General features: G+C 65.1%; 19 protein-coding genes and 4 pseudogenes. 13 read left to right on the forward strand and 10 right to left on the reverse strand.

Annotated features, from left to right (window positions below; translation table 11 throughout):
• The 5 genes from OIE68_RS04675 to istA form a co-directional block, all read right to left on the reverse strand.
• Window positions 1-990, reverse strand: a complete 990-nt coding sequence (locus OIE68_RS04675; protein WP_327093611.1) for a tyrosine-type recombinase/integrase — start codon at window positions 988-990, stop codon at window positions 1-3.
• A complete protein-coding gene (locus OIE68_RS04680; protein ID WP_327093610.1) occupies window positions 987-1,919 on the reverse strand; it encodes a tyrosine-type recombinase/integrase in 933 nt (310 codons plus the stop codon). The genes OIE68_RS04675 and OIE68_RS04680 overlap by 4 nt, the downstream gene beginning before the upstream one ends.
• Window positions 1,916-2,998 carry a site-specific integrase gene (locus OIE68_RS04685; protein ID WP_327093609.1) on the reverse strand — a complete coding sequence of 361 codons (1,083 nt, stop codon included), beginning with the start codon at window positions 2,996-2,998 and terminating at the stop codon, window positions 1,916-1,918. The genes OIE68_RS04680 and OIE68_RS04685 overlap by 4 nt, the downstream gene beginning before the upstream one ends.
• 218 nt (window positions 2,999-3,216) lie before the next feature.
• Window positions 3,217-3,807, reverse strand: coding sequence for an ATP-binding protein (locus tag OIE68_RS04690; protein ID WP_327098159.1), 591 nt, complete (start codon window positions 3,805-3,807; stop codon window positions 3,217-3,219).
• A 2-nt stretch (window positions 3,808-3,809) separates the two neighbouring features.
• Complete coding sequence (gene istA, locus OIE68_RS04695; RefSeq protein WP_327098160.1) at window positions 3,810-5,072, reverse strand: IS21 family transposase; 1,263 nt, start codon at window positions 5,070-5,072, stop codon at window positions 3,810-3,812.
• Here istA and OIE68_RS46970 point away from each other — a divergent pair.
• Entirely contained in the window at window positions 4,972-5,577 is a 606-nt protein-coding gene (locus OIE68_RS46970) for a phosphotransferase (protein WP_419150679.1), read from the forward strand. The two genes, istA and OIE68_RS46970, sit on opposite strands and share 101 nt — an antisense overlap.
• Window positions 5,578-5,878: 301 nt before the next feature.
• Here OIE68_RS46970 and OIE68_RS04700 read toward each other — a convergent pair whose 3' ends face one another.
• Window positions 5,879-9,160 carry a protein kinase domain-containing protein gene (locus OIE68_RS04700; RefSeq protein WP_327098161.1) on the reverse strand — a complete coding sequence of 1,094 codons (3,282 nt, stop codon included), beginning with the start codon at window positions 9,158-9,160 and terminating at the stop codon, window positions 5,879-5,881.
• 123 nt (window positions 9,161-9,283) lie between these two features.
• On the opposite strand from OIE68_RS04700, the pseudogene OIE68_RS04705 reads away from it, so the two are divergent.
• The 5 genes and pseudogenes from OIE68_RS04705 to OIE68_RS04725 form a co-directional block, all read left to right on the forward strand.
• Window positions 9,284-9,454: pseudogene (locus tag OIE68_RS04705) on the forward strand (IS1380 family transposase); the annotation flags it as partial.
• Window positions 9,397-10,893, forward strand: coding sequence for a glucose-6-phosphate isomerase (pgi, locus tag OIE68_RS04710; RefSeq protein ID WP_327098162.1), 1,497 nt, complete (start codon window positions 9,397-9,399; stop codon window positions 10,891-10,893). The pseudogene OIE68_RS04705 and the gene pgi, both read left to right, overlap by 58 nt.
• Before the next feature lie 64 nt (window positions 10,894-10,957).
• Window positions 10,958-12,348: pseudogene (gene gndA / locus OIE68_RS04715) on the forward strand (NADP-dependent phosphogluconate dehydrogenase).
• 40 nt (window positions 12,349-12,388) lie between these two features.
• Window positions 12,389-13,412: pseudogene (fgd, locus tag OIE68_RS04720) on the forward strand (glucose-6-phosphate dehydrogenase (coenzyme-F420)).
• Between the two features lie 536 nt (window positions 13,413-13,948).
• Window positions 13,949-14,368, forward strand: a pseudogene (locus OIE68_RS04725) (fumarylacetoacetate hydrolase family protein); the annotation flags it as partial.
• A gap of 16 nt (window positions 14,369-14,384) precedes the next feature.
• Here OIE68_RS04725 and OIE68_RS04730 read toward each other — a convergent pair.
• From OIE68_RS04730 to OIE68_RS04740, 3 genes are read right to left on the reverse strand one after another with little or no spacing between them, the layout of a single operon-like run.
• Window positions 14,385-15,038, reverse strand: a complete 654-nt coding sequence (locus tag OIE68_RS04730) for a 3-oxoacid CoA-transferase subunit B (protein ID WP_327098163.1) — start codon at window positions 15,036-15,038, stop codon at window positions 14,385-14,387.
• Complete coding sequence (locus OIE68_RS04735; RefSeq protein ID WP_327098164.1) at window positions 15,038-15,733, reverse strand: 3-oxoacid CoA-transferase subunit A; 696 nt, start codon at window positions 15,731-15,733, stop codon at window positions 15,038-15,040. The genes OIE68_RS04730 and OIE68_RS04735 overlap by 1 nt, the downstream gene beginning before the upstream one ends.
• Window positions 15,730-16,911: a thiolase family protein gene (locus OIE68_RS04740; RefSeq protein ID WP_327098165.1), complete on the reverse strand. Its 1,182-nt coding sequence runs from the start codon at window positions 16,909-16,911 to the stop codon at window positions 15,730-15,732. The genes OIE68_RS04735 and OIE68_RS04740 overlap by 4 nt, the downstream gene beginning before the upstream one ends.
• 83 nt (window positions 16,912-16,994) lie before the next feature.
• Here OIE68_RS04740 and OIE68_RS04745 point away from each other — a divergent pair, with 83 nt between their 5' ends.
• Complete coding sequence (locus OIE68_RS04745) at window positions 16,995-17,882, forward strand: LysR substrate-binding domain-containing protein (RefSeq protein WP_327098166.1); 888 nt, start codon at window positions 16,995-16,997, stop codon at window positions 17,880-17,882.
• Here OIE68_RS04745 and OIE68_RS04750 read toward each other — a convergent pair.
• On the reverse strand, window positions 17,861-18,757 hold the full coding sequence (locus OIE68_RS04750; RefSeq protein ID WP_327098167.1) for a LysR family transcriptional regulator: 897 nt from the start codon (window positions 18,755-18,757) through the stop codon (window positions 17,861-17,863). The genes OIE68_RS04745 and OIE68_RS04750 overlap by 22 nt on opposite strands.
• A 194-nt stretch (window positions 18,758-18,951) precedes the next feature.
• On the opposite strand from OIE68_RS04750, the gene OIE68_RS04755 reads away from it, so the two are divergent.
• The 6 genes from OIE68_RS04755 to OIE68_RS04780 are packed head-to-tail and all read left to right on the forward strand — an operon-like array spanning window position 18,952 to window position 24,312.
• Window positions 18,952-20,142, forward strand: a complete 1,191-nt coding sequence (locus OIE68_RS04755) for an acyl-CoA dehydrogenase family protein (protein WP_327098168.1) — start codon at window positions 18,952-18,954, stop codon at window positions 20,140-20,142.
• Window positions 20,143-20,151: 9 nt separating this feature from the next.
• Complete coding sequence (locus tag OIE68_RS04760; RefSeq protein ID WP_327098169.1) at window positions 20,152-20,682, forward strand: flavin reductase family protein; 531 nt, start codon at window positions 20,152-20,154, stop codon at window positions 20,680-20,682.
• Window positions 20,683-20,728: 46 nt separating this feature from the next.
• A complete protein-coding gene (locus OIE68_RS04765) occupies window positions 20,729-20,917 on the forward strand; it encodes a ferredoxin (RefSeq protein WP_327098170.1) in 189 nt (62 codons plus the stop codon).
• Window positions 20,914-22,110 carry a cytochrome P450 gene (locus OIE68_RS04770; protein WP_327098171.1) on the forward strand — a complete coding sequence of 399 codons (1,197 nt, stop codon included), beginning with the start codon at window positions 20,914-20,916 and terminating at the stop codon, window positions 22,108-22,110. Before OIE68_RS04765 ends, OIE68_RS04770 begins: the two co-directional genes overlap by 4 nt.
• Window positions 22,110-23,501 carry an MmgE/PrpD family protein gene (locus tag OIE68_RS04775; protein WP_327098172.1) on the forward strand — a complete coding sequence of 464 codons (1,392 nt, stop codon included), beginning with the start codon at window positions 22,110-22,112 and terminating at the stop codon, window positions 23,499-23,501. The genes OIE68_RS04770 and OIE68_RS04775 overlap by 1 nt, the downstream gene beginning before the upstream one ends.
• A 16-nt stretch (window positions 23,502-23,517) precedes the next feature.
• Window positions 23,518-24,312 carry a mesaconyl-C4 CoA hydratase gene (locus OIE68_RS04780; RefSeq protein WP_327098173.1) on the forward strand — a complete coding sequence of 265 codons (795 nt, stop codon included), beginning with the start codon at window positions 23,518-23,520 and terminating at the stop codon, window positions 24,310-24,312.
• Window positions 24,313-24,316 lie beyond the last annotated feature (4 nt).

Raw genomic sequence — 24,316 nt, forward strand, 5'->3', positions numbered from 1 at the left:
TCACAGGTTTTCGAGGAAGGCCAAGAGGGTGTCTGTCGGGCGGTAGATGCCCGGCGGTGTTGAAGCCTGGGTTGTCTGGTCGAGTGCGCGTTGCTTGATGGTCATGTCGGCGTGCAGATAGATTCCGGTGGATCGGATGTCGGCGTGGCCGAGCCAGAGTGCGATGACAGCGGTGTCGACGCCAGCGTGCAATAACGCCATCGCGCAGCTGTGTCGCAGGACGTGTGGATGCAGGTCGGCCGGCCGGATGCTGGGGCAGGATTGGGCTGCGGTGGTCGCATGTCGGCGGACCAGGCGTTCTATAGCGTCGGCGCTGAGCCGTCGGCCGGTGCGGGTCGGAAACAAGGGCTGAGGGGCTTCGCCGGCTCGTTCGTCGGTCCAGACGCGCAGCACCCGCTGTGTGGGAGTGGTCAGCGGAACTGCGCGGTGTTTGCGCCCCTTGCCGAGGCAGCGGAGGTTGGCTCCAGCGCCGAGACTGATGTCGCCGCAGTTGAGCCCGGTCAGTTCGGAGACGCGTAGCCCGGTTTGGACCGCGACCAACAGCAGGGCGTGATCACGGCGACCTTCCCAGCGATCGCGGTTCGGTGCTGCGAGCAGGGCGTCGATCTCGGTGCTGGTCAGGAACGCGACGAGCTGTTTGTCGAACCGTTTGGGTGGGATCGCCAGCACTCGCTGGATCAGCTCGGCGTGCTCGGGGTGTCGCAGGGAGGCATAGGTGAACAGGGACCGGATCGCGGTCAGCCGCAGGTTGCGGGTGCGGGGGCTGTTACTGCGCTCGTGTTCGAGGTGATCGAGGAACGCGCTGATGGTGTCGACGTTCAGGTCGGCCCAGTCCAGGTCGGACGCTGGTTTCCCCGCGCGTTGGGAAACGAAGCCCAGCAACAGTTTCAGAGAGTCGCGGTAGGAGGCGATCGTGCGCGGGCTGACGTGGCGGTGTTTGATAAGCCGTTCGGTGAAGAAGTTCTGCAGGGTGGCGGCGATCGCGGTCATGACGGCCTCGCTTGGACCGAGTATTCGAGCCGCTGTGCGGCAAGACTCAGCAGCTCCGGGGCCGCCGACAGATACCAGTAGGTCGAGCGCGGGTCCCGATGACCGAGATAGGTCGACAGCGTCGGAAGTTTCGCTTCGACGTCCTCGCCGGTTCGATGCCAGCGCAGCAACGTGTTGACCGCGAACGAGTGCCGCAGGTCGTGGATGCGTGGTGGGCGGGGCGCTTCGGCCCCGATTCCGTTGGTGTGACACAACTTCCGGAAGATCGCATGAACGCAGGGATAGACCATCCGGGCGCCGCGGCGGGAGACGAAGAAGCTAGCCGTTGCCGCGTTCAGGTGGTGCTCGTCGCGGATGTCGGCGTAGTCGCGCAGGGCAGTGACGGTGGATGGCAGGATCGGAACCAGTCGGGATTTGCCGAATTTCGATTCTCGGATCAGCAGTGCTTGGTCTGTCCAGTCGATGTCGGTGCGGTCGAGGCGGATCGCTTCGCCGACCCGCAGACCAGTGGCGCCGAGCAGGCCCAGCATCGTGGAGTGAGTGGCCGCCGGCAGCCGACCCTGGACCTGGCGTCGCGCCTGAGTGGTCAGTGTTTCCAGGTCGGTTCGGGTGTAGATGAACGGCGGATGCCAGCGTTGAGGGAACGAGATCAACCCTGGTGGTGGGACTTCGGTGCGCGGGTCCAGCCCGGCCATGTGCTGGGCGAAGCGGCGGGCGATCGTCATCCGGCGTGCCGGGTTCGAGGTCGCCGCATCGACCTCGGGTGCCAGGGCCCAGTCCATTGCGGCGTTGATCGTGACTGTCGGCGCCCCGATATGGTCGAGATAGGCGACGAACCGCGGCAGCAGTCGATGGTGCTCGGCCAGGTCGTGGCCGAGCCGTTTGCGCAGATCCAGGTAGTCGGTAGCAGCCTGAGACAACCGGCTCATCGTGGCGCTCCGGGCCATTCGGCGGCGATGTCGCGCAGCGTGGAGAGGTCGACCTTCGCATAAATCGCGGTCGTGGCCAGGTCTCGGTGGCGAAGGACCTGGCTGATATCGACGAGCGGAACTCCGCGGCGCAGCATTTCGGTGGCCAGCGAGTGTCGCAGCCGATGAGCGCCGACGCGCGGCAGACCCGCCCGATCGCAGGCTCGGCGGGTGACATCGCTGACCAAATCGGCGCGGATGCCGCGCAGGGGCGCTTTGCAGGTCACGAATACCGGGCGCAACGTCGTCGTCGGCCGGACAGCGGTCAGATAGGCGCTGATGGCCTCCCCGACGTCGAACGGCATCGGCATTGCATCCTCGCGGGACGCTTTGCCGCGCAAGATGATCCGCCCGCCCCGCCAATCGATATCGCCCACTTCCAGGCGTGCGACCTCGATCGAGCGCAGTCCCAGCCTCGCGATCATGGTCAAGATGGCGTAGTCGCGGATCTGGACCGGGTCATCGCGGTCGCAGGTGTCGAGTAGTCGCTGGACCTGCCCAGCGGTGATCGACTTCGGGATGCCGGTGTCGTGCCAGCCAGCGACCGGCGGAACCGCCGAAGTCAACGGGTGTGGAAGCAGCCCGCGCAGATACAAAAACTTCAGCAGCGACCGCAGCTCTGCGACACGGCCTTTGATCGCGCCGACGCTGACTCGCGGGCTTTCGGCCAGCAGAAACGCGACGATGTCCGCGCCATCCAGTTCGCCAGGTCCGCTTGGACATGCCTCGGCCAGGAACCGGCGGGCCAGGCTCTCGTAGCGGACGATCGTGGTCGCCGCTAGACCTCGGTCGCTCACCAGCCATGCACGGTATTCGCCGATCAAGGGGTCCAGCGGATCGAGGACGACTGGCGGATCTGTCAGTAGCCCTTCCGATTTCAGGAAGTCGATGAGCGGGTTGAGGCTCTTCGCGGTCGGCGGGTGGCGCATCGCTTCGCAACAGACCCTGCGGAATTCCTCCAGAGATTTCGCGGTCAGCTGCTCTGCCGTCACGTCCTGCTCGATCATCCAGCGTCCCAGATCGCCGATGATCTGCAACATGTTCCGGATCGTGGCGGAGGTGTATCGGCACTCCTCCAGATGATTTCGGTAACCGGCGATGTATGGGCCCATCCTGCCCGGCTTTCTCCGAGTCCCGACCATGATCACGCCTCCATCTGACGCACTCACCCATCAGAAGAAGTATCAGTGCTGCCGCTGGAACTATGCAGGCCGTTTCGCCGCCATACCGAGTCCTTCTGCCGCCATTACCAGGGCTTTCACGTCACGATCCCTGCCGCAGCGGCATAGTTCCCACCTCGGCATAGGTCGACGATGATCAGCTTGTAGCGGCGGATCTTCTTCAACTCGTTCTGCAGCTGCCCCATCTGATGCGCCGCCGAGAGCCGGGTGATCCAGTTGTTGGCGGTGTCGAACAGCACCGAGTGACCGCTCTGCGCGGCTCTGACGCCGAGTCCGATCGCTAGGTGTGTCTTCCCGATCCCCGGCGGGCCCAGCAGAATTACGTTCTCGGCTTTCGCGACGAACGTCGTTGTTGCCAAGTGCGCCAACACATCTCGACGCAGCGAAGGCAGGTGGTCGAGGTTGAAATCCTCAAGGGTTTTCACTTGCGGAAAGTGGGCGGTCGCGATCCGCATGGCGGTGCCTTTGGATTCGCGGTCACTGACCTGGCGTTGCAGGACGGCGGCCAAATACTCTTCGTGGGACCAGTTTTCGTCGCGGGCATGGTCGGCGAGTTCTTCCCAGCAGTGCCCGATCGCCGGGGTCTTCAGCACCCGGGTGAGGTAGTGCAGCATCGAGGGGATGCCTTCGGCGGGTTGTTTGGTTGCCGCGGCGGTGAATTTGGCCATGGTTAGTGGTTGCTCGCTTCTGAGGTGGGAACGGGGGTGAAATCGACGCCGAACAAGGCGTGGTAGTCGGGCAGGGACCGCAGGATCACCTGGTGTCCGTCGCTGTGATGGCGGGCGGCGCGTTCACGGCTGTCACGTTCGCGGGCCAGCCCGGCCCGCATCTGGCGGGCGGTCTCGACATGGACGGGATCGGTGACGACGACCCGCTGAGCCCAGCAGCGGTCGTGGCGGGCCACGACCTCGCCGTCGCAGCGCGCGGTCACCGTCGTCGGTGAGGCGGTGACATCGACGAACCGACCGATCACACGGGGATCCACGGAGTAGTCGACGGTGTCGACGCGAACGTAATAGTCACGCGCCAAACGGATTCGGTGATTGATCCCGACAACCGGATCCAGCGGTGGCAGTGGCATCATCGCCGCGTAGTCACCCTCGAGCGCGTCGACCGGACGGGTCGCGATCGCCCGGACCGTGCGCTGATTGGCGCGGCCCAGCCACTCACCGAGCTGAGTATTGAAGTCCGCCGGTGAACCGAAACTTCGGCCGGGCAGGAACGAGGTCTCCAGAAACCCGTTGCAGCGCTCGACCATGCCCTTGAACTCCGGATCTCGCGGCGGCGCCAACACGATCCGAGACGCCAAGGTCCCGGCGAAAGCCGCAGCCGGTTCGGTCACCTTCCCGGTGCCACCGATCGCCGCTTCTCGATCCCAGACAAGGGTTTTCGTCACCCGACCGATCCCGGCGATCAACTGCCACATCCCCGACAACAAATCACCGCCCTGACGCGAGGGCAGCATCACCGCCGACAGAAACCGCGAATACGCCAACGTCATCACCAGCACCGGCAACACCCGCACCTGTTCATGCCCGACCGGGACCCGGACATCGGGAAACCACAAGTCGCACTGCGTTGTTCGGCCCGGCCGATAGACCACCCGATCCACCGGATCGACACCCGCGTATTCCGGACGGATCTCATGAATCCGGGCCCGCAGGATCGAGGAGGAATGCCTCCACCCGATCCGCTCGGCGATCACCGTCGCCGGCATCCGCGGGAACTCCGCCAACAGCGCACGGATCTCACCCTCGAACGGATCCACCAGCGACCCAACCGGTTTGCGCTCGTACTTCGGTGGCCGATCCGACGCCAACGCCGCCCGCACCGTGTTCCGTGCGATCTCCAACCGTCGCGCTATCTCACTGATCGACACGCCCTCCGCACGATACAGCCGACGGATCTCGGCCCAGTCCTCCACAGCAATCACCCTCCAAAGGGGTACAGGGCTGCTCAATTTTCAGTCGGCAGAATCCGATCAGTATTCAGACGGCACCGACACGCGTTGGTGCACGGCGACTTTCGCCTGGACAACGTCGTTGTTGTCGAACCCGATTACGGCAATCGGTGTCCTCGACTGGGGGATGGCGACGCTCGGTGACCTGCTGACGGACCTGGCCTCGATGGCCTTGTGGTGGACGGAATTCGGGGACTCGATAGTCCGGTGGCGGGCGTGCCGGGAGATGTGCCCGGATGTCCCGGCTCCGATGCCCTCATTCAGGCGTATGCCGCGCAAACGGGGCGACCTGTCGGAGTTCAGTTGGTATTTCGGCTTCGCGAACTACAGAATCGCGGTGATCTTCGAGGGGATTCACTATCGGAACGGCACGGGCTCACCGTCGGGGAGGGGTTCGAGCAGTTGGGGCGATGGTCCACGCTCTGGTCGAGCGTGGACATGTAGCCGTGGAGGACGCCTGGTGAATCCGGTTCTGTGACGCCACACGATCACGAAATTCGCTACATCAGACTGTGCGACTCGGGTAGAGGCAGTCCGATCTACCAATCGCTGGTGGACTCGTTCACCGAATCGGTCCGTCGACCGAGGGGCTGACGATGCCCACAGCTTGCCGATTCATTCCAATGGGCGCCGAGCGGGCATGAGACGACAACACCGCGTGGCGCTGGCGATCAAGTGAGTTCTTTCCATGCGGTAGCCACAGTGTGGACATGTGGGAACCCGTCAACCGGGCACCGCAGTGACTTCGGAGACCAAGAACCAACGCATTCGGATTGCGGTCAAGCATTCTCTTGCCTGGCCTCCTCCACCATCCAGGCCGCAATCTGGGCGCGTGAGGTGAATCCGAGTTTGCTCAGGATATGTTCGAGATGCCCTTGCGCAGTGCGCTGGGAGATCACCAGTTTTGCGGCGATCTGCTTGTTGGTGAGCCCCTGGGCGACAAGGCCGGCGATCTGCCGTTCACGCTTGGTCAATTTCTGATCCGAAGCGCGCGGCGTGCCGGCGGGCTGCTCCCCCAGCGCATAGGCCACCGCAGCGTTCATCCCCATCGCCTGGCCGCGCCGCAACGCCGCGTCGAATCCTCGTTCACCGAGGGCGCGGCGCACCATCCGGTCACATTCGTCGTGATAATGCGACAGGTCCGGGAAAACACTCCCACCAACGACGGACCGCAGTAGCTGGTCCGCGGCCCCCATCAGAGTGGCCGCCCGCTCACCGTCGCCGTCGGCGACGATCCAGGCCAGCACCTCGAGACCGAGTGCCGCGACGGCAGGGCTGCGCACCCGTCGGTTGATTCGCAGCGCTTGCTCCACGAGCTGTTGTGCACGAGCCGGCTGTCCTTGCTGCCATACGGCAAGCCCCAACCCCCACAGCGCGTACGACCGAAACGTCGATTCGTCGCACGCTTCGGTGATGGACAGTATCTGCTCATGGCACTCGATCGCCCGCCCGGTATCGCCCTGGAGTGAATATGCCCAACCGAGCACGGTCAACGCACCAAAGTACCCCCAGTATTCTTGTCTAACCGAACTGAGCATCTCGACAGCACGTTCGAGGCGGGAGGTTGCGCGAGCCAGGTCGCCTCGATACAGCGCCAGCAAGCCATCGGCGAAGGCGGCCAGCGCCTGGTGCAGGGGAGTGGGAGCCCGTTGGGCCAGCGCGCGCTCCTGCTCCACGAAGCCTGCCGCCGAGTCGAGGTCCCCCTGCGCCATCGCCATGACGGCGGCGGCATGAAGCGCCCTGACACGCTCGGGTATCGAGCCCGCGGGGGGGTGGGCCAGGGCGTGGTCGAGCCAGCGTCGCCCTTCGCCGTACAGACCCCGTTGGATCCAGAACACCAGCAATGCGGCGGCGGTACCGAGTCCGGCCTCGGCCGAGGCTGTGCTGTCGTCGGACTCGCAGAACTCGAGTGCATCACGCAGATTCGGTTGCTCACGCTCGAGCCGTGCAGCCCAGTCCAGCTGCCGGGCGCTGATCCACCCGGCCTCCGCCTCCAGCGCCAGCCGCTGGCACCAGTCGCGGTGGCGTCGACGCAGATCCTGGTATTCGCCGGTCTCGTGTAGTTTGTCGCGGCCGTAGTCGCGCACGGTCTCGAGCATCCGGAACCGCACGACACCATCGGACTCCTCCCGGATCACGATCGACTTGTCTACCAGGGCGGAGAGCACGTCCAGCAGACTCTCTACTGCCAGATCATCGGTGCCGCATACCTGCTCGGCGGCGTCGAGTTCGGCACCGCCGGCGAACACCGACAACCGCGCCCACAACTGCTGCTCGACCGGCGTGCACAGCCGGTAGCTCCAGTCGATGCACCACCGCAGCGTCTGCTGCCGCGTCGGCGCGGAGCGGCTGCCCCGGGTGAGCAGTGTGTACCGGTCGGTCAGCCGCGCCAGGATCTGCTCTGCAGACATCGCACGCATCCGCGCCGCCGCGAGCTCGATCGCCAGCGGCAACCCGTCCAACCGCGAACAGATCCGCGCCACGGTCGTTGCGTTGTCGTCGGTGAGCTCGAAACCCGCCACCACCGCCGCGGCACGGTCGGCGAACAACGTCACCGCATCGTACCGGGGTAGCCCCCGCAGCGCCGGCTCACGATCAGGATCCGGGACCGTCAACGGCCTCACCCGCAGCACCGCTTCCCCGGCGATGTCCAACGGCTCCCGGCTGGTGACCAGAATCCGCAGACTCGGACACGCCCGCAACAATGTCTCGACCAGCCCCGCCACCCCCGCCACCACCTGCTCACAATTGTCCATAACGAGCAACGTTTCCCGCACACCCAGGAACCCGACCAGCACCTCGCGCATCGGCCGGGCCGAATCATCGCGCAAACCCAGGGTGGCCGCCACCACGTCGACCAGCATCGCCGGGTCACGCACGTCGGCCAGCTCGATCAGCCACACCCCGTCGGCGAAACCGCGTCGAACACTCGACGCCGCCCGCAACGCCAGCCGGGTCTTACCGACACCCCCGATCCCGGCCAACGTCACCAACCGGCCGGCCGACAACAGATTCTTCACCTCCGACAGCTCGGAGCGGCGATCGACGAAACTGGTCAACTCGAGCGGCAGATTGCCATCAGCGCCATCAGTGCGATCGTCCCCCGCCGCCGGCGGGCCTCCCTGCGTCGGAGGCGGGTAGTCCCGCGACTCGCTGCCTGGTTCCATCTGCAGCGCCATCGCGTCGACCGGGTATCCGTGGCGGCGCTGCACCTGCCGAATGGTCTCGCCCAGCCCCGCCGCCGTGGGCCGCTCGCGCGGATCGCGGCTCATCGCCGTGGCCACCACCGCCGACACGTCCTCGGGTATGCCGCTCTCCCCCAGGTCCGGCACCGGCTGGGTAGTGATCCGCAGAAACTGCGACACCACGTTCTCCCCGCTACGCCGCTCGAACGCGGCATGCCCGGTCAGCGCACAAAACAGCGTCGCACCGAGCCCGTAAACGTCCGCGGCCGGGGTCGGCGCCTGACCCTCGAGTACCTCCGGCGCGGTAAACGCGGGCGACCCGGTCAAGGTGCCCGCGGCTGTCTGGAAGCTGTCGGACATGCGGGCGATACCGAAATCGGTCAACGCCGGCTCGCCGTAATCGGTGAGCAGAATGTTTCCCGGCTTCACATCCCGATGCACGATCCCGACCCGGTGCGCGCTCTCGAGCGCACCCGCGATCTTCACACCAATCCGCAACACCTCCTCCACCGGCAACCGACCCCGCCCGCGGATCCACGCATCCAGCGAATCCAACCGGTGATACGGCATCACCAGGTACGGAAGGCCACTCGCGATGACACCCACCCCGAGCACGGTGACGATGTTCGGATGTCCGGTCAACCGGCCCATCGCCCGCTGCTCTCGAAAGAAGCGTGCCTGGTTGTCGGCGTCCAATTCGGCGGTCAGCACCTTCACCGCCACCGTGCGGTCCAACGCCACCTGCACACAGCGATACACCACACCGAAACCGCCCCGTCCGATCTCCTCGGCATCGGCGAACCCGGACAGACTCAACTCCGCCGCGACCGGCGCGATCACCTCACGGCGCGTCCCGAGCGAGTCATTATCGGCCATCAGCTGCGTGCAAGCCACCCAGCACATGCCCGGACATCAGGCATCAAGGGTCACCTTTCGACAACGCCCAGCGTATCCCACGGGACTGCCTCCACGCTGGTTGACTCATGGGGTCGAGTCTGCGGCACCACCCCGCGCCGCAAGATCATCAACATCCCCTACCTGGCTTGCCCGCAACGCCGACCGATCCTGCACCCGCCCAATCACCGGCCCAGGAGCGATGCCTGGCTCATGTTGTGGCACAAGACAATCGGATACCTACCACCACAGCCGGTCACACCCTGCGCCTGCTGATGCGTCTGGCCCATGAGCGGGGCCTTCGCGGGGGCATCGACGATATGTTCGCGGGCGAGCCCGTCAATACGACAGAGGATCGCGCGGCCCTGCACACGGCGTTGCGCGCTCCTGCCGCCACCTCGATCCGGCTGAAGGGTGCCAATGTGGTGCCTGCGGTTCATCGCGTACTGGATCGTATGAGTCGTTTCGCCGATCGGGTGCGGTCGAGGCAGTTTCGCGGTGCTACCGGGAAACCGATCAAGACGGTGGTGAACATCGGTATCGGCGGATCAGACCTCGGACCCGCGATGGCCTACCACGCGCTGCGCGAAGTCGCGCACGCCAAGATCGAGGCACGGTTCGTCTCCAACATCGATGGACACGACATCACCAGGGCGCTACGCGACCTCGATCCTGAAACCACGCTGTTCGTCATCTCGTCGAAGACCTTCACCACCGTCGAGACTCTGACGAACGCCCGGACCGCGCGCGATTGGTTGTTGTCGCGCCTCGACGATCCCGCCGCGGTCAGCAAACACTTCGTCGCCGTATCCACCAATGTCGAGGAAGTGGCCGCCTTCGGCATCGATCCGGCCAACATGTTCGAATTCTGGGACTGGGTCGGCGGGCGGTACTCGTTGCCGTCCGCGATCGGACTGTCATTGATGATCGTCATCGGTCCCCAGCAGTTCCGCGAACTACTCGCCGGTGCGCATTCCATCGATCACCATTTCCGCTCGGCTCCCTTCGAGGAGAACCTGCCTGTCTTGCTCGGCCTTTTGGGCATATGGCATCGGAACTTCTGGGTTGCGCAGGCTCATGCGGTGCTGCCCTATGACCAACGGCTGGCCCGGCTGCCCGCCTACCTGCAGCAGCTCGACATGGAAAGCAACGGCAAGTCCGTCGATCGTGAAGGCCGCCAGGTCGCCGTCGATACCGCTCCGATCATCTGGGGCGAACCCGGTACGAACGGGCAGCACGCCTTCTTCCAAATGTTGCATCAGGGAACAACTCCCGTACCATGCGACTTCATCGGTGTGCTCGAACCCGCTCATGCTCATCGGGAACACCATGATCTGCTCATGGCGAATTTGTTCGCGCAAACTCGTGCGCTGGCGTTCGGTGATCTCGATAACCCCGATGCTCTGCCCCCGCACCGATCCTTTCCGGGCAATCGCTCGAGCAATACGATCCTGCTACCCCGCTTGACCCCCTACACGCTGGGCCAGCTGATCGCGCTGTATGAGCACAAAGTGTTCGTACAGGGCTGGATCTGGGGTGTGAATTCATTCGATCAGTGGGGTGTCGAGCTCGGCAAGAAGCTCGCCAACCGTATCCATGATGATCTTCGATCCGACCTGCCGCCCAGCTTCGACAGTTCCACCAACGCGCTGATGATGCATTACCGGCGCGTGCGGCAGTCGAGTATCGCGAATCGACTCTCCATTTACCAGTGAAACGAGCTGAATCGTGTTCTACCCCAAAGCATCTGCCCAGATCAGCGTGACCGGTCTGGCGGTCATGGGCAGCAATATCGCCCGTAACTTCGCGCGGAACGGTTACATCGTGGCGCTGCACAATCGCAGCATCGGCAAGATTGACGCCCTGCTCGAGGCGCACGGCGGCGACGGCGATTTCGTGCGGACCGAGACCATCGAGGAATTCGTCGGCGCGCTGGAGAAGCCGCGGCGGGTACTGATCATGGTGCAGGCGGGCGACGCCACCGATGCCGTGATCACCGAACTCGCCGACGCCATGGAGCCGGGCGACATCATTATCGACGGCGGCAATGCGCTGTACACCGACACCATTCGCCGCGAGGCCGCCATGGCCGCGCGTGGCCTGAACTTCGTCGGCGCGGGCATCTCCGGCGGTGAGGAGGGCGCGCTGAATGGCCCCGCCATCATGCCGGGCGGCCCGAAGGAATCCTACGAATCCCTCGGCCCGCTGCTGGAATCCATTGCGGCACAGGTCGATGGCGTGCCGTGCTGTACGCATATCGGCCCTGACGGCTCCGGACACTTCGTGAAGATGGTGCACAACGGCATCGAGTACGCCGATATGCAGCTCATCGGCGAGGCCTACAACCTGTTCCGCGACGCGCTCGGCTTCGACGCCAAGCAGATCGCGGATGTGTTCACGCAGTGGAACTCCGGTGATCTGGAGAGCTACCTGGTGGAGATCACCGCCGAGGTGCTGAACCAGGTCGACGCCAAGACCGGCAAGCCGCTGGTCGATGTCATCGTCGATGCCGCCGAGCAGAAGGGCACCGGTCGCTGGACGGTCAAGTCGGCCCTGGATCTGGGTGTGCCGGTGACCGGTATCGCCGAGGCGGTGTTCGCCCGCGCCTGTCCGGTTCCCGCGCCCAGCGCAAGGCCGCTGTCAGCCTCGCGTCGGGCACCCTGTCCGAAAAGCCCACCGACGTAGCGCAATTCACCGAGGACATTCGCCAAGCGCTCTACGCCTCGAAGGTTGTCGCATACGCGCAGGGTTTCGACCAGATCGCGGCGGGCAGCGCCGAGTGCGACTGGAACCTGCACCCCGGTGACCTGGCGACCATCTGGCGTGGCGGCTGCATTATTCGCGCGCGCTTCCTGAACCGCATCAAGGACGCCTACGCGGAGAATCCGGAACTGCCGAGCCTGATCCTGGCCCCGTACTTCCGCGACGCGATCGAGACGGCCATCGACAGCTGGCGTCGGGTCGTGTCCACGGCCACGCTGTTGGGTATTCCGGTACCCGCCTTCGCCTCGTCGCTGTCGTACTACGACGCCCTGCGCGCGGAGCGCCTTCCCGCCGCGCTCACTCAGGCGCAGCGTGACTTCTTCGGAGCGCACACCTATGAGCGCGTCGACGCGGACGGCAAGTACCACACGCTGTGGAGCGGTGACCGCAGCGAAATTGGTGCCTAGTCAGGTGCGCTCTACTCAAAAGGACAGGAAGTCAACCACATTGAGCCTCAAACTCGGATACAAGGCGTCGGCCGAACAGTTCGCCCCGCGGGAACTGGTGGAGATCGCGGTACTTGCCGAAGAGCACGGCATGGACAGCGCCACCGTGAGCGACCACTTCCAGCCCTGGCGGCACAATGGTGGCCATGCGCCGTTCTCGCTGGCGTGGATGGCCGCTGTCGGTGAGCGCACCCAGCGCATTCAGCTCGGCACCTCGGTGCTGACCCCGACCTTCCGCTGCAACCCGGCGGTCATCGCGCAGGCCTTCGCGACCATGGGCTGTCTACCCCGAGCGCATCATGCTCGGTGTCGGCACCGGTGAGGCGCTCAATGAGATCGCCACCGGCTACCAGGGCGAATGGCCGGAATTCAAGGAGCGTTTCGCCCGGCTGCGCGAGGCCGTGGACCTCATGCGCGCGCTGTGGACCGGTGAGCGCACCGATTTCGAAGGCCAGTACTACAACACCGTCGGGGCCTCCATCTACGACGTGCCCAAGGACGGGATCCCGGTCTACATCGCCGCGGGCGATCCGCTCGTCGCCCGCTACGCCGGGCGCGCCGGTGACGGTTTCATCTGCACCTCCGGCAAGGGCATGGATCTCTACACCGAGAAGCTCATGCCCGCCGTCGCCGATGGAGCCGCCAAGGTCGGCCGCACCGTCGACGATATCGACCGCATGATCGAGATCAAGCTGTCCTACGACACCGATCCCGAACTGGCGCTGGAGAATACGCGCTTCTGGGCCCCGCTCTCGCTCACTCCCGAGCAGAAGCACAGCATTACCGATCCCATCGAAATGGAGGCCGCCGCCGACGCGCTGCCCATCGAGCAGATCGCCAAGCGCTGGATTGTGGCCAGCGATCCGGATCAGGCGGTGGAGCAGATCAAGCAGTACACCGATGCGGGGTTGAACCACTTGGTGTTCCACGCGCCGGGACATGACCAGAAACGGTTCCTGGAGCTGTTCGAGCGGGACCTCGCACCGCGGCTGTGGGCGCTGGGCGTGTATGAAAATGGTCGATGACGGCCGGGTCCGGAACCGTTGGTGGCGGGGGCTTCCAGAACCTGTCGATTTGCATGAGCGCTCTCTGGACTGCGGACGAGGACCGTCTGCCGTTCATACTGACGACGGGTGCCGCTAGGGCGAATAGGGCGCGGGCGTGCAGGTGCGAACCAGTTTCCTGCGGTGTAGGCGGGCCGTACGCCACCGAACTACGTTGACCCGTAACCCAATCACCGGCACCGCATAGGGCATCGGAATGAACGACGCAAAAGTAAGATCGCCTGCCATTCACGTCCCGGTAGTCGGCAGCCGGTCGGGTGGGAACCCGGGTGCCATTTCGCGTGCCAGTTTGCGGTCCGAAACGCTGGGAATCCACGGGGTTCAGCCGGAACGCGTGGGATGCCTTGGGACGCTAAAATACCTGGTCGGATAGGTAGAACCCCCAAGATCGCCAGGTCGCTGACCGGTCTTGGGGTTCTACGAGATGATGAAGAAGAACTGACCGTTTCCGCTGGTCAGGGCGTTGCGGACTGCTGAACTAGGCCGCAGAGTACCAGGCCCGGATCGCTACGCCGGAACAAGTGCCCGAACCACTTCCTTATCTGCGCGAATCTCGCTCCTGGGCCCTCGATATCGAGCTGACTGTCGAATGGAACGGCCACGAAGTGTCGCGCCCGCCGTACCGGACGATGTACTGGTCCCCGGCGCAGATGCTCGCGCACTGCACGGTCAATGGCGCGTCGGCCCGAACCGGCGATATGTTCGCCTCCGGTACGATTTCCGGTCCGGACCAGAACCAGCGCGGAGCTTTCATCGAATTGACCTGGGGCGGAAAGGAACCCGTCACCCTCGGCGACCAGACCCGCACCTTCCTCGAAGATGGTGACACCGTGGCGATTTCTGCGAGCGCCCCGGGACCGTCGGGGACACGCATCGGATTCGGCGCCGTGACCGGACGCATAACGCCGTCACTGTGACCGTCCCGGCCGACGTTCAGGCGTTCGCGGGCAGCGACTCGGAGACGATCAGCGGTACGCCGACCATTTGGCGCAGGTCGTCGATCGAAATCCCGAAGGTCTCCCGAACCGTTGCGCCCGCGGGCCCGACGTCGAAGACCGCGACGTCGGTGTACACCCGACTGACACAGGCGACGCCGGTCAGTGGATAAGTGCACTCCGTGACGAGCTTGGAGCGTCCTTGCTTGTCGCGGAGTGTCATCATCACGAAGACCCGTTCGGCGCCGATCGCGAGATCCATGGCCCCGCCGACGGCGGGAATGGCATCGGGTGCGCCGGTGTGCCAGTTCGCCAGGTCGCCCGTCGTCGAGACCTGAAGGGCCCCAAGGACACAGACGTCCAAGTGACCGCCGCGCATCATGGCGAACGAGTCGGCGTGATGGAAATACGCCGCCCCGGGCAGTTCGGTGACCGGGACCTTGCCCGCGTTGGTGAGGTCGGGGTCGACTTCGTCGCTGCTGGCCGCGGGACCCATGCCGAGCATGCCGTTCTCGGTGTGCAGCACGATGTCGGATTTGGGGGAGAGGTGGTCGGCGATCTTGGTCGGTTGGCCGATGCCGAGATTGACGTAGGCCCCGGCGGGGATATCACGGGCGATGACGGCGGCGAGTTCGTCGGGGGGGAGTGGCATCAGCGCGCTCCTTGAACCGTGTACTGGCGGGCGTCGGCCCGGACTACCCGGTCGACGTAGATTCCCGGGGTGACGATCACCTCGGGATCGAGGGTGCCGACCGGCACGATCCCGCCGACCTGGACGATGGTCGTGGTGGCGGCGGTGGCCATGACGGGGCCGAAATTGCGGGCGGTCTTGTGGTAGACGAGGTTGCCCAGGGTGTCGGCGCGGTGGGCGCTGATCAGTGCGACGTCACCCTTGATCGGGTATTCGAGAGTGTATGTGCGCCCGTCGATTTCGCGGGTCTCCTTGCCTTCGGCCAGCGGCGTGCCGACCCCGGTCGGGCAGAAGAAGCCACCGATTCCGGCGCCCGCGGCGCGCATGCGTTCGGCGAGATTGCCCTGCGGGACGACCTTGAGTTCGACCTCGCCCGCGCGATACAGCGTGTCGAAGACGTAGGAGTCGGTCTGTCGTGGGAAGGAGCAGATCACTTTCCGGACCCGGCCTGCCTGCAACAGGGCGGCCAGCCCGACCTCGCCGTTGCCAGCGTTGTTCGAGACGATCGTCAGGTCCTTCGCGCCCTGGCGGATGAGCCCGTCGATGAGGTCGAACGGCATTCCGGCGAAACCGAATCCGCCGACGAGAACCGTTGCGCCGTCTTCGATTCCGGCGACCGCCTCGTCGACGGTTTCCAGTACCTGGGTCCGGCTCATTTCTTGGTCTCCGTGTTCTCCAGTACGACGGCCAGCCCTTGGCCGACGCCGATGCAGAGGGCGGCGACGCCCCAGCGTTGTTCGCGTTCGCGCAGTACCGCGGCCAGGGTGCCGAGCAGGCGGCCGCCGCTCGCGCCGAGCGGATGACCGAGGGCGATCGCCCCGCCCCGGATGTTCACGATCTCGGGATCGATACCCCAGGCGTCGACGCAGGCGAGGGACTGCACCGCGAAAGCCTCGTTGAGTTCGACCGCGCCCACCTGGTCCCAGGTGATGCCCGCTCGCCGCAGCGCCTGGTTGGCGGCCTCGACGGGTGCGTATCCGAAGATCTGCGGATCGAGCGCGAACACCCCGCGGCCCGCGATGCGTGCCAGCGGATCCCGACCGATCCGGTCCGCCGCGGCCGCGCTCCCCAGGAGAACGGCCGACGCGCCATCGCTGAGCGGTGACGCGTTGCCCGCGGTAATGGAGCCGTCCGCGCCGAAGCTCGGCCGCAGCCGGGCCAGCGCGTCCACCGACGTATCGGGTCGGATGCCCTCGTCCCGGGTCAGCCCGGCAACGGGTGCGACCAGAGTGTCGTAGAAGCCCTCGTCCCAGGCGGCGGCCGCGAGCCGGTGCGAGCGAACCGCGAACTCGTCCTGGCGTTTTCGGTCGATGTCGAACTTCTCGGCGAGCTGTTCAGTGGCCGCGCCGAGGCTGACCGTCCACTCCGCGGGCATGCGTGGATTGACCAGCCGCCAGCCGAGCGTGGTGGAAACGAGCGCAGCGTCTCCGGCGGGATACGCACGGCCGGGTTTCGGGACCACCCACGGGGCCCGCGTCATCGACTCGACGCCACCGGTGAGCACGATGTCCGCGTCGCCGGTCTCGATCTGCCGGGAGCCGATCATGGCCGCGTCCAGGCTGGAACCGCACAGGCGGTTGACGGTGGTGCCGGGCACCGAGGTGGGCAGTCCCGCCAGCAGCGCGGCCATCCGGCCGACATTGCGGTTCTCCTCGCCCGCGCCATTGGCATTGCCGTAGACCACCTCATCGATCGCGGCCGGGTCGAGGCCGGGTGTCTCGGCGAGCACCGCGGAGATGACACCGGCGGCGAGGTCATCGGGCCGGACCTCCGCTAGTGCGCCATTGAAGCGGCCGAACGGAGTTCGTACCGCGGCATACAGGAAAGCGCTCATGGTGATGACGCTAGATGCTCCGGTTGTTAAGGTGAAATATCTATATCCTCCCTAATTGAGACCTCATAGATATAGGACTCGCGATGGAACTCCGGCATCTGCGCTACTTCGTCGCCGTCGCCGAGGAACGACACTTCGGACGGGCGGCCGAACGATTGCACATTGCCCAGCCACCGCTCTCGCAGCAGATTCGACAGCTGGAGGCGGACGTGGGCGTCGAATTGCTGCACCGCACGACCCGGCGGGTCGAACTGACCGAGGCCGGGGCCACTTACCTGGCCGATGCCCGCGCCATCCTCGCCGATGTCGATGCCGCGGCGCACCACGCCCGGCGGGTGGCGGCGGGCGCGATCGGGCACCTTGCCATCGGCTGTGTGGGCTCGGTGACCTACAGCCTGCTCCCGACGCTGTCGCGCGGACTGTCCACCGAACTACCCGGCGTGGACTTCTCCTTCCGCGGCGAAATGCTGGTTCCCGACCAGGTCGAAGCCCTGCGCACCGGCGATATCGATGTGGCGCTGCTGCGCCCGCCGGTCGCGGACTCCTCGCTCACCGTCACTCCATTGCGGCGGGACCGCCTGGTGGCCGCTCTTCCCGCGGGTCACGCGCTCGCGCGTCGCCGGCGGGTGCGGCCGACCGACCTCCGTGATGTCGACCTGATCATCCATGCCGCCGACCGCCGCTCGGTGATGTTCGACGTGGTCCTGCGCCTGTTTCGCGACGCCGGAATCGAACCGCGCATCCGGCACGAGGTCGGCGAGACCTCGACCCTCATCACCCTGGTCGCCGGTGGACTCGGCGCCGCGATAGTCCCCGAGGCCGTCACGGCGCTAACCCTCGACGGCGTCACCTACCGGCCGCTGACCGGTCCCGCCACCACAGTGGAACTCGCGGTCGCCCATCGCGCCGACCGCACCGAACCCCACCTCGTCCGCGCGGTAGCGGTGATTCAGCGGCTCGTGTCCGGCTGAGATCTGGATTGCTCAGCCACGAACTCCAGGAACCGCTGAGCGGCTTGCCCGCTCGGCCCATGTGCGCGGGTCACCGCTCCGTATTGCCGGCTGATCGAGCGATCGCGAAATGGGATGGTGGGAGTCGCGAGCGTGTGCCCCGGCCACGCTGTCGGGATGACCGCGACACCCATTCCAGCCGTGACGAGTGCTCGGAGCGTGGACAGCTCGGTCACCTCGATCACGATCCGAGGGGTGAATCCCGCTTCGCGGCACAGCCGATCGGTCACCTGCCGGAGGCCATACCCGACCTCCAGGGCCACCATGGGCTCGTCGACCAGGTCCGCCACCGCGATATCTGCACGGCCTTCTAATGGGTGGCCCGGTGGGACACCGAGGCCCAGCTCCTCTCGACCGAGTGACAGCCAACGCAGATCGTCGGCGTTGGGGCGGGGAGCGACGAATCCGATGTCGATTCGCCCGTGGCGCACATCATCGACTATGGCATCGGCCGCGCCGCCGCAGAGTTCGAAGGAGGTGCGTGGGGCGAAGACTCGATAGCCATCCAAGAGCCGCGGTATCAACCATCCGCCGAAGGAATGCAGAAAGCCGATTGAGACGACTCCACGGTCCGGATCGACAAGGGTCGCGATCCGCTCCTCGCCCTGGTTGATCTCATCGACCGCGCGGACGGCGTGCGCTCGAAATACCTCGCCGTATTTATTGAGTCGCAGCCGATTCTGGTGACGGTCGAAAAGTTCTACGCCGAGCCTGCGCTCTATTCGGGCCAAAGCTCGTGAGAGTGTTGGCTGGCTGATGTTGAGCTGTTCTGCTGTGGAGGTCATATTTCCCGTCTCTGTCAAAGAGATGAACCATTCGAGTTCGCGCAGCTGCATATCCGGATAATACGGCGAAGCTTGTGGTTGCTCAGGCGGAAATCGTTTGCCGGAATGCGACTATGCACCGCGTGCATCGTGTGCACGAAGTTCCTGGCCTTGTCCTTCCTCCTTACGATTCCGCATTCTGAAATGGCTGCTCGGTGATGCCGATCACGGCAGTCTTCTCATATGACCACTAGGAAAGAGGCACCATGACCCAGTCGTCGCTGACCGCCGTCAGGTCTGACATCGGCACTCCGGATGCGGAGTTGGTGGGCCGCGCAACCGGCCTGATCCCGTTGATCCGCGAATACGCCGCGCAGGGCTCCGAGGCTCGCCGAGTGGCCCCGGAGGTAGTGAAGGCGCTGGGCGAGGCCGGGCTGTTCCACCTGCTCGTGCCCACACGGCTCGGCGGCTCCGGTGCGACGATGCGCACGACCGTCGACGCGGTGGCGGAGGTTGCCCGCGGTGACGGCTCGACCGGGTGGATCACGGCCTTGACTTCCTCGGCCAACGGATTCACCGCGACGTTTTCCGAAGCCGCGCAGCAGGACATGTTCGGATCTAATCCGAAAGCGACGTCATGCGGCATTTTTTCCCCGGGTAAGGCCGAGCCGGTCGAGGGTGGGTATCGGATCAGCGGCCGCTGGCCGTACGCCTCCGGATCCTTCGCGGCAGACTGGGCAACGGTGGGAATCGCGCTGGAGGACGGCGAGGTGGCACTGGCATTGATTCCCGGGGAGGCGTTCTCGATCGAACCCACCTGGTTCGTGACCGGAATGCGGGGCTCGGGCAGCGACACAATTGTTGTCGAAGACCATTTCGTGCCTAAACATCGTATACAGCGTTTCCAGGAAATGGCGGAAGGGCGGTATCTCACTCCATACAAGGATGAACATATGGCATCGATCGGCTTCACATCGGTTGCCTCTGCTATTCTCGTCGCCCCACAGGTCGGGATGGTCCGGCACGCGCTGGAGATTACTCGAGAGAAGTTGCCGGCAAAGCCGGTCGCCTACACGAGTTTCTCCCAGGCTCGGCAGTCGGCCACTCATCATCTCGCTGTCGCAAAAGCAGCCACCAATCTGCACATGGCGGAAATGCTGCTGGACAGGATTTGCCTCGACATCGACCAGGCTGCGGCCGAGGCCCGGCGAATGGATTTGGAAAATCGTGCGCGGATTCGAAACGACACGGGTGTGGTCGCCGAATTGTGCACGCAAGCGATCGACCTGCTGATGAGTGCAAACGGTTCGGGTTCCTTCGCCGAGGCCAATGTGCTGAGTCGGATTTGGCGGGACTCCTCCATCGCGGCGCGGCATGCCTATGTGAGCACCGACATCGGCCGGGAAGCGTACGGCCGGGTGCTGCTGGGCAATGAAGAGACCACAACGGTTCTGTAGGGACGGGTCATGGACACCACCACCGTAGAAGCCGATGCTCCAGCCGGCGATCCCGCCGACTACCGGCGTGTGCTCGGTCATGTTCCGACCAGCGTGGCCGTGGTTACCGCGGCGGGCAGGTCCGGGCCGGTCGGCATGACGATCGGCTCGTTCACCTCTGTCTCACTGGATCCGCCGCTGGTCGCCTTCTTCATCGGCAGCTCCTCTAGAACGTGGCCGCATCTGTACCGTGCGAGCCGCTTCGGCGTGAACATTCTCGGGCACAACCAGAGCGCGGTGTGCCGGGCGTTCGCGCGGCCGAGCGCGGAGCGTTTCGACGAGGTGGGCTGGAGCGCGTCGGCCAGCGGCGTGCCGCTGCTCGACGAGGCGATCGTCGCCCTCGAGTGCTCGCGGTTCAAGGTGGACCTGATCGGTGACCACTACCAGGTGGTCGGCCGGGTCGAGTCGCTGGAGCTGCGTGCCAGCGAGCCGCCACTGATCTTCCTGCGCGGACAGTTCGTTGACCTGAGCGACGGCTCGGACAACTCTCCGGGGCGCTAACCGAATTATTCGGTATTGCTTCGTATCTCAGAGGAAGGACAGCGAGATGATCGATGTCACAGTAGATTTCGGCCGCTGCGATGCCAATGGCACCTGTGCCGCGCTGATGCCCGACGTATTCCAAATCGGCCCGAACGGCTTACTCGAACAATTGCAGACGCGGATCTCCGACGATCGGCAGGAAGAGTTCGACGAGGTCGTGCTGTGCTGCCCGATGGGGGCGATCTCTCGATGAGGGAGACGCTGCTGCCCCGCTTCGATCCGTTCGCCCCGATAGACCAAGCGCACGAGGGCGGAGCCCTTCCGGACGGACCACTGGCGCTCGGCCCCTCCGGTTACACGGTGCTGACCTACGATCTCGCGACCACGGTGCTGCGCAATACGCGTTTCAAGAACGCTGCGCTCGAATTGATGGAGAAGTTCGGTATCACCGACGGACTGGCACACGAATTCCGTGCCGAAAGCGTCATCATGGCGGAGGGCGCGCGTCATTTCCGACTGCGCGCTCCCATGGCGCGGTTCATGGGACCGAACACCGTGCACGAAATCCGCGGAGTGGTCCGTGAGATCGTCGAGGACATTGTCACCGATCTCGAAACAAGCGCTACCGTCGATTTCCACACAGGGATCGACCAGCGCATTCCCGCACGGATCTACTGCTATCTCGCCGGGGCGCCCGCGACGGACGAGCCGTTGGTCGCGAGTCTGTCGGAACGCACGCTCTCACTGCTGCAACGCGACCGCGCTCTCACTCCCGTGATCGTGAACGCCTATGCCGAGCTCTTCGCCTACCTGCGTGCTCTCATCGCACGAAAGCGGGAGCAGGGACTCGGCGACGACATGCTGTCCTACCTGATCGGCCAGCAAGAAGAGGGCAAGCTGTCGGAGGACGAACTGCTCAACGAGGCCGCCGCCATGCTCGAGGCGAGTTCGGTCAATACCTCGCACCAGACCGGTCTGGTCGTGTGGACACTGCTGCGCGATCGAGCGACCTGGCGGCGACTCGTGGACGATCCCGAGTTGATTCCGGCGGCCGTGGTCGAGGCCATCAGGTTGTATCCGCGGCCCGGAATTGTGAGCAAGGTGGCGACCGAGGACATCGAAGTGAACGGAACCATCATCCCGGAGGGCTCCGATGTGCACGTGGCGGTGTGGTCCGCGAACCGTGATGGGCGGCGATTCGATCATCCCACCGAATTTCGTCTCGACCGAGAATCCAATGCGCCGTTGACCTTCAGTACCGGCAGTCACGGCTGCCTCGGTCAGAGCTTGGCCAGAGTGGAGATGGAAGAAGTGGTCAGGTATTTGGCCATGCATCATCCCGATGCGGTGGTGGTCGAAGACGATACCGAAATCGGCCAGAGCGGCGGCCGCTGGCTCGTGAAGGCACTCACTGTGAACTTGAATCCGCGGCAGGGAGAGCGTTGATGAACGCCGAGTCTTTGACGGAGCGCCTGGCTTCGAACTGGGCGAAAATTCGATTCGGCGATATCCCGGGCGAGGTCGTCGATGGAGTCAAGAAGAACATTCTCGATACGCTCGCCGTAGCGATGGCCGGTGCCCACACACAGGAGGCCCGGCAGGTGCGGACCGCACTCACCGGCGGGCGCGGCGTGTCCGGAAGCCTGTTGTGGGGCACCCCCTTTCGGGTTTCACCGGCCCATGCCGCGCTCGCGAACGGGACGGCGGCCCATGCGCGGGACTTCGACGACGGGGGCGGTCCGGGCCATGCCGGGTCCACGGTGCTGCCTGCAGCGCTGGCCGTGACGGAGGCGAACGGCGGTGACGGGCGCACTCTCATCGCGGCGACGATCGCTGGATACGACGTCGGCTACCGGGCGTTGCAGGCGCTCGGGGGCTTCGCCGTTCATACCGGCCGAGGCTGGCACTCGAGCGGCACCATGGGCAGTCTGGCCGCGGCCGCGGCCGCGGCGAAATCCCTTGGTCTGGATGCGGAACGCTTCGCCGACGCGCTCGGCATCGCGGGGTCGTTCACCGGCGGCGTGTGGGCGTTCATCGACGACGGTGCAATGACCAAACGTATCCACCCGGGCAAGGCAGGGGAGACGGGTGTGGACGCGGCCCTCCTCGCGGAGGCCGGAATTACCGGTCCCCGTAGAGTTTTCGAAGCCGAGTGGGGTGGCTTGTACGCCACGTACAACAACGGGCAGGGCTTTCCCGAACAGGCGCTCGTCGGCCTGGGTGCGGACTTCAACGTCGCGACCGCCTATATCAAGCCCTACGCCTGTTGCCGGGGAAGTCACTCCACCATTGACACCATCTTGTCGATAATGCGCGAACGTGACGTGAAACCCACTGATATCGCCCGCATTGCGATCAGAGCTTCTGAAACCGCGGTGAACATGCTGTCGGTCGACCCGATCGAGACGGTGTTCGACGCGCAGTTCAGTCTGCCGTATGCGGTGAGCGTGGCGCTGTGCGACGGCAGCGTCGGCCTCGACCGCTTCGACCCGCCGCGCACGGACGATCCACTGGTGGCGGAGACCTTCGCCAAGATCTCGATGCACGTCGACACCGACATCGAACTCGAGGACGGCCCGCAACTGGATGTGGAGTTCAGCAGCGGGGAGACCCTGACTCTGCACGCCGGAAACCCCACGACCGCAAAGGGTTCGGCACAAAACCCGCTGTCGCACGACGAGGTCGTGGCCAAAGCGCACGCCCTCCTCGCACCGCTCGATCCCGACCTTCCCCGCAGACTCGCGCACGCAGTCGACAACTTGGAAGACGCCCCCGATCTTTCCGACCTGCTGTGTGTGCTCGGAGCAGAAAGACGAGACCACTGCCTTGGCGACTGAACAGATTGCCCAGACGATGGAGCGAACCGAGACGATCGCGGCCGAGCCGGCCGAGTCGCTGGCCGCGCTCCTGGATATAGAAATGGATTGTGCGGCAGGCGATCCGGTACCACCACTGTGGCACTGGATGTATCTGCTGGAACGTCCGGCGCAGCGTGATCTCGGCGCGGACGGCCACCCGGTAACCGGGATACCCGCCCCGCCCGAGCCCGGCCGCCGCCGGATGTTCGGCGGTGGCCGCGTGACGACCTTCGGGCACTTGCTGATCGGCGAGCCCGCGACAAAAGTGACCTCGATCAAAAGCTCGCTCGAGAAGGTCGGCCGTACGGGTCCATTGACCCTGACCACCGTGCTCCAGGAGGTCTTCCAGGGCGACGAGCTCGTGATCCGCGAAGAACAGGACATTGTCTACCGCGCAGCCGGATCGGCCACACTGCCGGCCGCGCCCGTTGCTCCCGCACCGCCCAGCGGACCGACGCTGCGGCTCGCGGCGGATGAGCGGACGCTGTTCCGCTTCTCGGCACTGACCTACAACGGACACCGGATCCATTATGACCTGGGGTGGACCTCGCAGGAAGGCTACGACGGCCTCGTCATCCACGGCCCGCTGCTCGCGCTGATGATGGGTGAGCATATGCGGCGTGAGGGAATCGACCTGCGTGGCAAGACATTCGGATACCGGTTCGTCTCGCCGATGACGAAACCGCAGACCTTCACCATCGTCCCCGGTCCCGAAGGGTTGATGCGCGGGACCGAGGCACGCAGTGCCGCCGGCGCCGTGTGCGCTGTGAGTACGCTGGCGGAGCTCTGAGGGC

It is taken from the genome of Nocardia vinacea (assembly GCF_035920345.1).
Taxonomy (GTDB): Bacteria; Actinomycetota; Actinomycetes; order Mycobacteriales; family Mycobacteriaceae; genus Nocardia; species Nocardia vinacea_A.

What these genes read in the sequence shown, in the direction of transcription:
- OIE68_RS04675 (WP_327093611.1), bottom strand. Translation starts at nt 990, where the DNA reads ATGACCGCGATCGCCGCCACCCTGCAGAACTTCTTCACCGAACGGCTT.
- OIE68_RS04680 (WP_327093610.1), bottom strand. Translation starts at nt 1,919, where the DNA reads ATGAGCCGGTTGTCTCAGGCTGCTACCGACTACCTGGATCTGCGCAAA.
- OIE68_RS04685 (WP_327093609.1), bottom strand. Translation starts at nt 2,998, where the DNA reads ATGTTGCAGATCATCGGCGATCTGGGACGCTGGATGATCGAGCAGGAC.
- OIE68_RS04690 (WP_327098159.1), bottom strand. Translation starts at nt 3,807, where the DNA reads ATGGCCAAATTCACCGCCGCGGCAACCAAACAACCCGCCGAAGGCATC.
- OIE68_RS04700 (WP_327098161.1), bottom strand. Translation starts at nt 9,160, where the DNA reads ATGGCCGATAATGACTCGCTCGGGACGCGCCGTGAGGTGATCGCGCCG.
- OIE68_RS04730 (WP_327098163.1), bottom strand. Translation starts at nt 15,038, where the DNA reads ATGCCACTCCCCCCCGACGAACTCGCCGCCGTCATCGCCCGTGATATC.
- OIE68_RS04735 (WP_327098164.1), bottom strand. Translation starts at nt 15,733, where the DNA reads ATGAGCCGGACCCAGGTACTGGAAACCGTCGACGAGGCGGTCGCCGGA.
- OIE68_RS04740 (WP_327098165.1), bottom strand. Translation starts at nt 16,911, where the DNA reads ATGAGCGCTTTCCTGTATGCCGCGGTACGAACTCCGTTCGGCCGCTTC.
- OIE68_RS04745 (WP_327098166.1), top strand. Translation starts at nt 16,995, where the DNA reads ATGGAACTCCGGCATCTGCGCTACTTCGTCGCCGTCGCCGAGGAACGA.
- OIE68_RS04750 (WP_327098167.1), bottom strand. Translation starts at nt 18,757, where the DNA reads ATGCAGCTGCGCGAACTCGAATGGTTCATCTCTTTGACAGAGACGGGA.
- OIE68_RS04755 (WP_327098168.1), top strand. Translation starts at nt 18,952, where the DNA reads ATGACCCAGTCGTCGCTGACCGCCGTCAGGTCTGACATCGGCACTCCG.
- OIE68_RS04760 (WP_327098169.1), top strand. Translation starts at nt 20,152, where the DNA reads ATGGACACCACCACCGTAGAAGCCGATGCTCCAGCCGGCGATCCCGCC.
- OIE68_RS04765 (WP_327098170.1), top strand. Translation starts at nt 20,729, where the DNA reads ATGATCGATGTCACAGTAGATTTCGGCCGCTGCGATGCCAATGGCACC.
- OIE68_RS04770 (WP_327098171.1), top strand. Translation starts at nt 20,914, where the DNA reads ATGAGGGAGACGCTGCTGCCCCGCTTCGATCCGTTCGCCCCGATAGAC.
- OIE68_RS04775 (WP_327098172.1), top strand. Translation starts at nt 22,110, where the DNA reads ATGAACGCCGAGTCTTTGACGGAGCGCCTGGCTTCGAACTGGGCGAAA.
- OIE68_RS04780 (WP_327098173.1), top strand. Translation starts at nt 23,518, where the DNA reads ATGGAGCGAACCGAGACGATCGCGGCCGAGCCGGCCGAGTCGCTGGCC.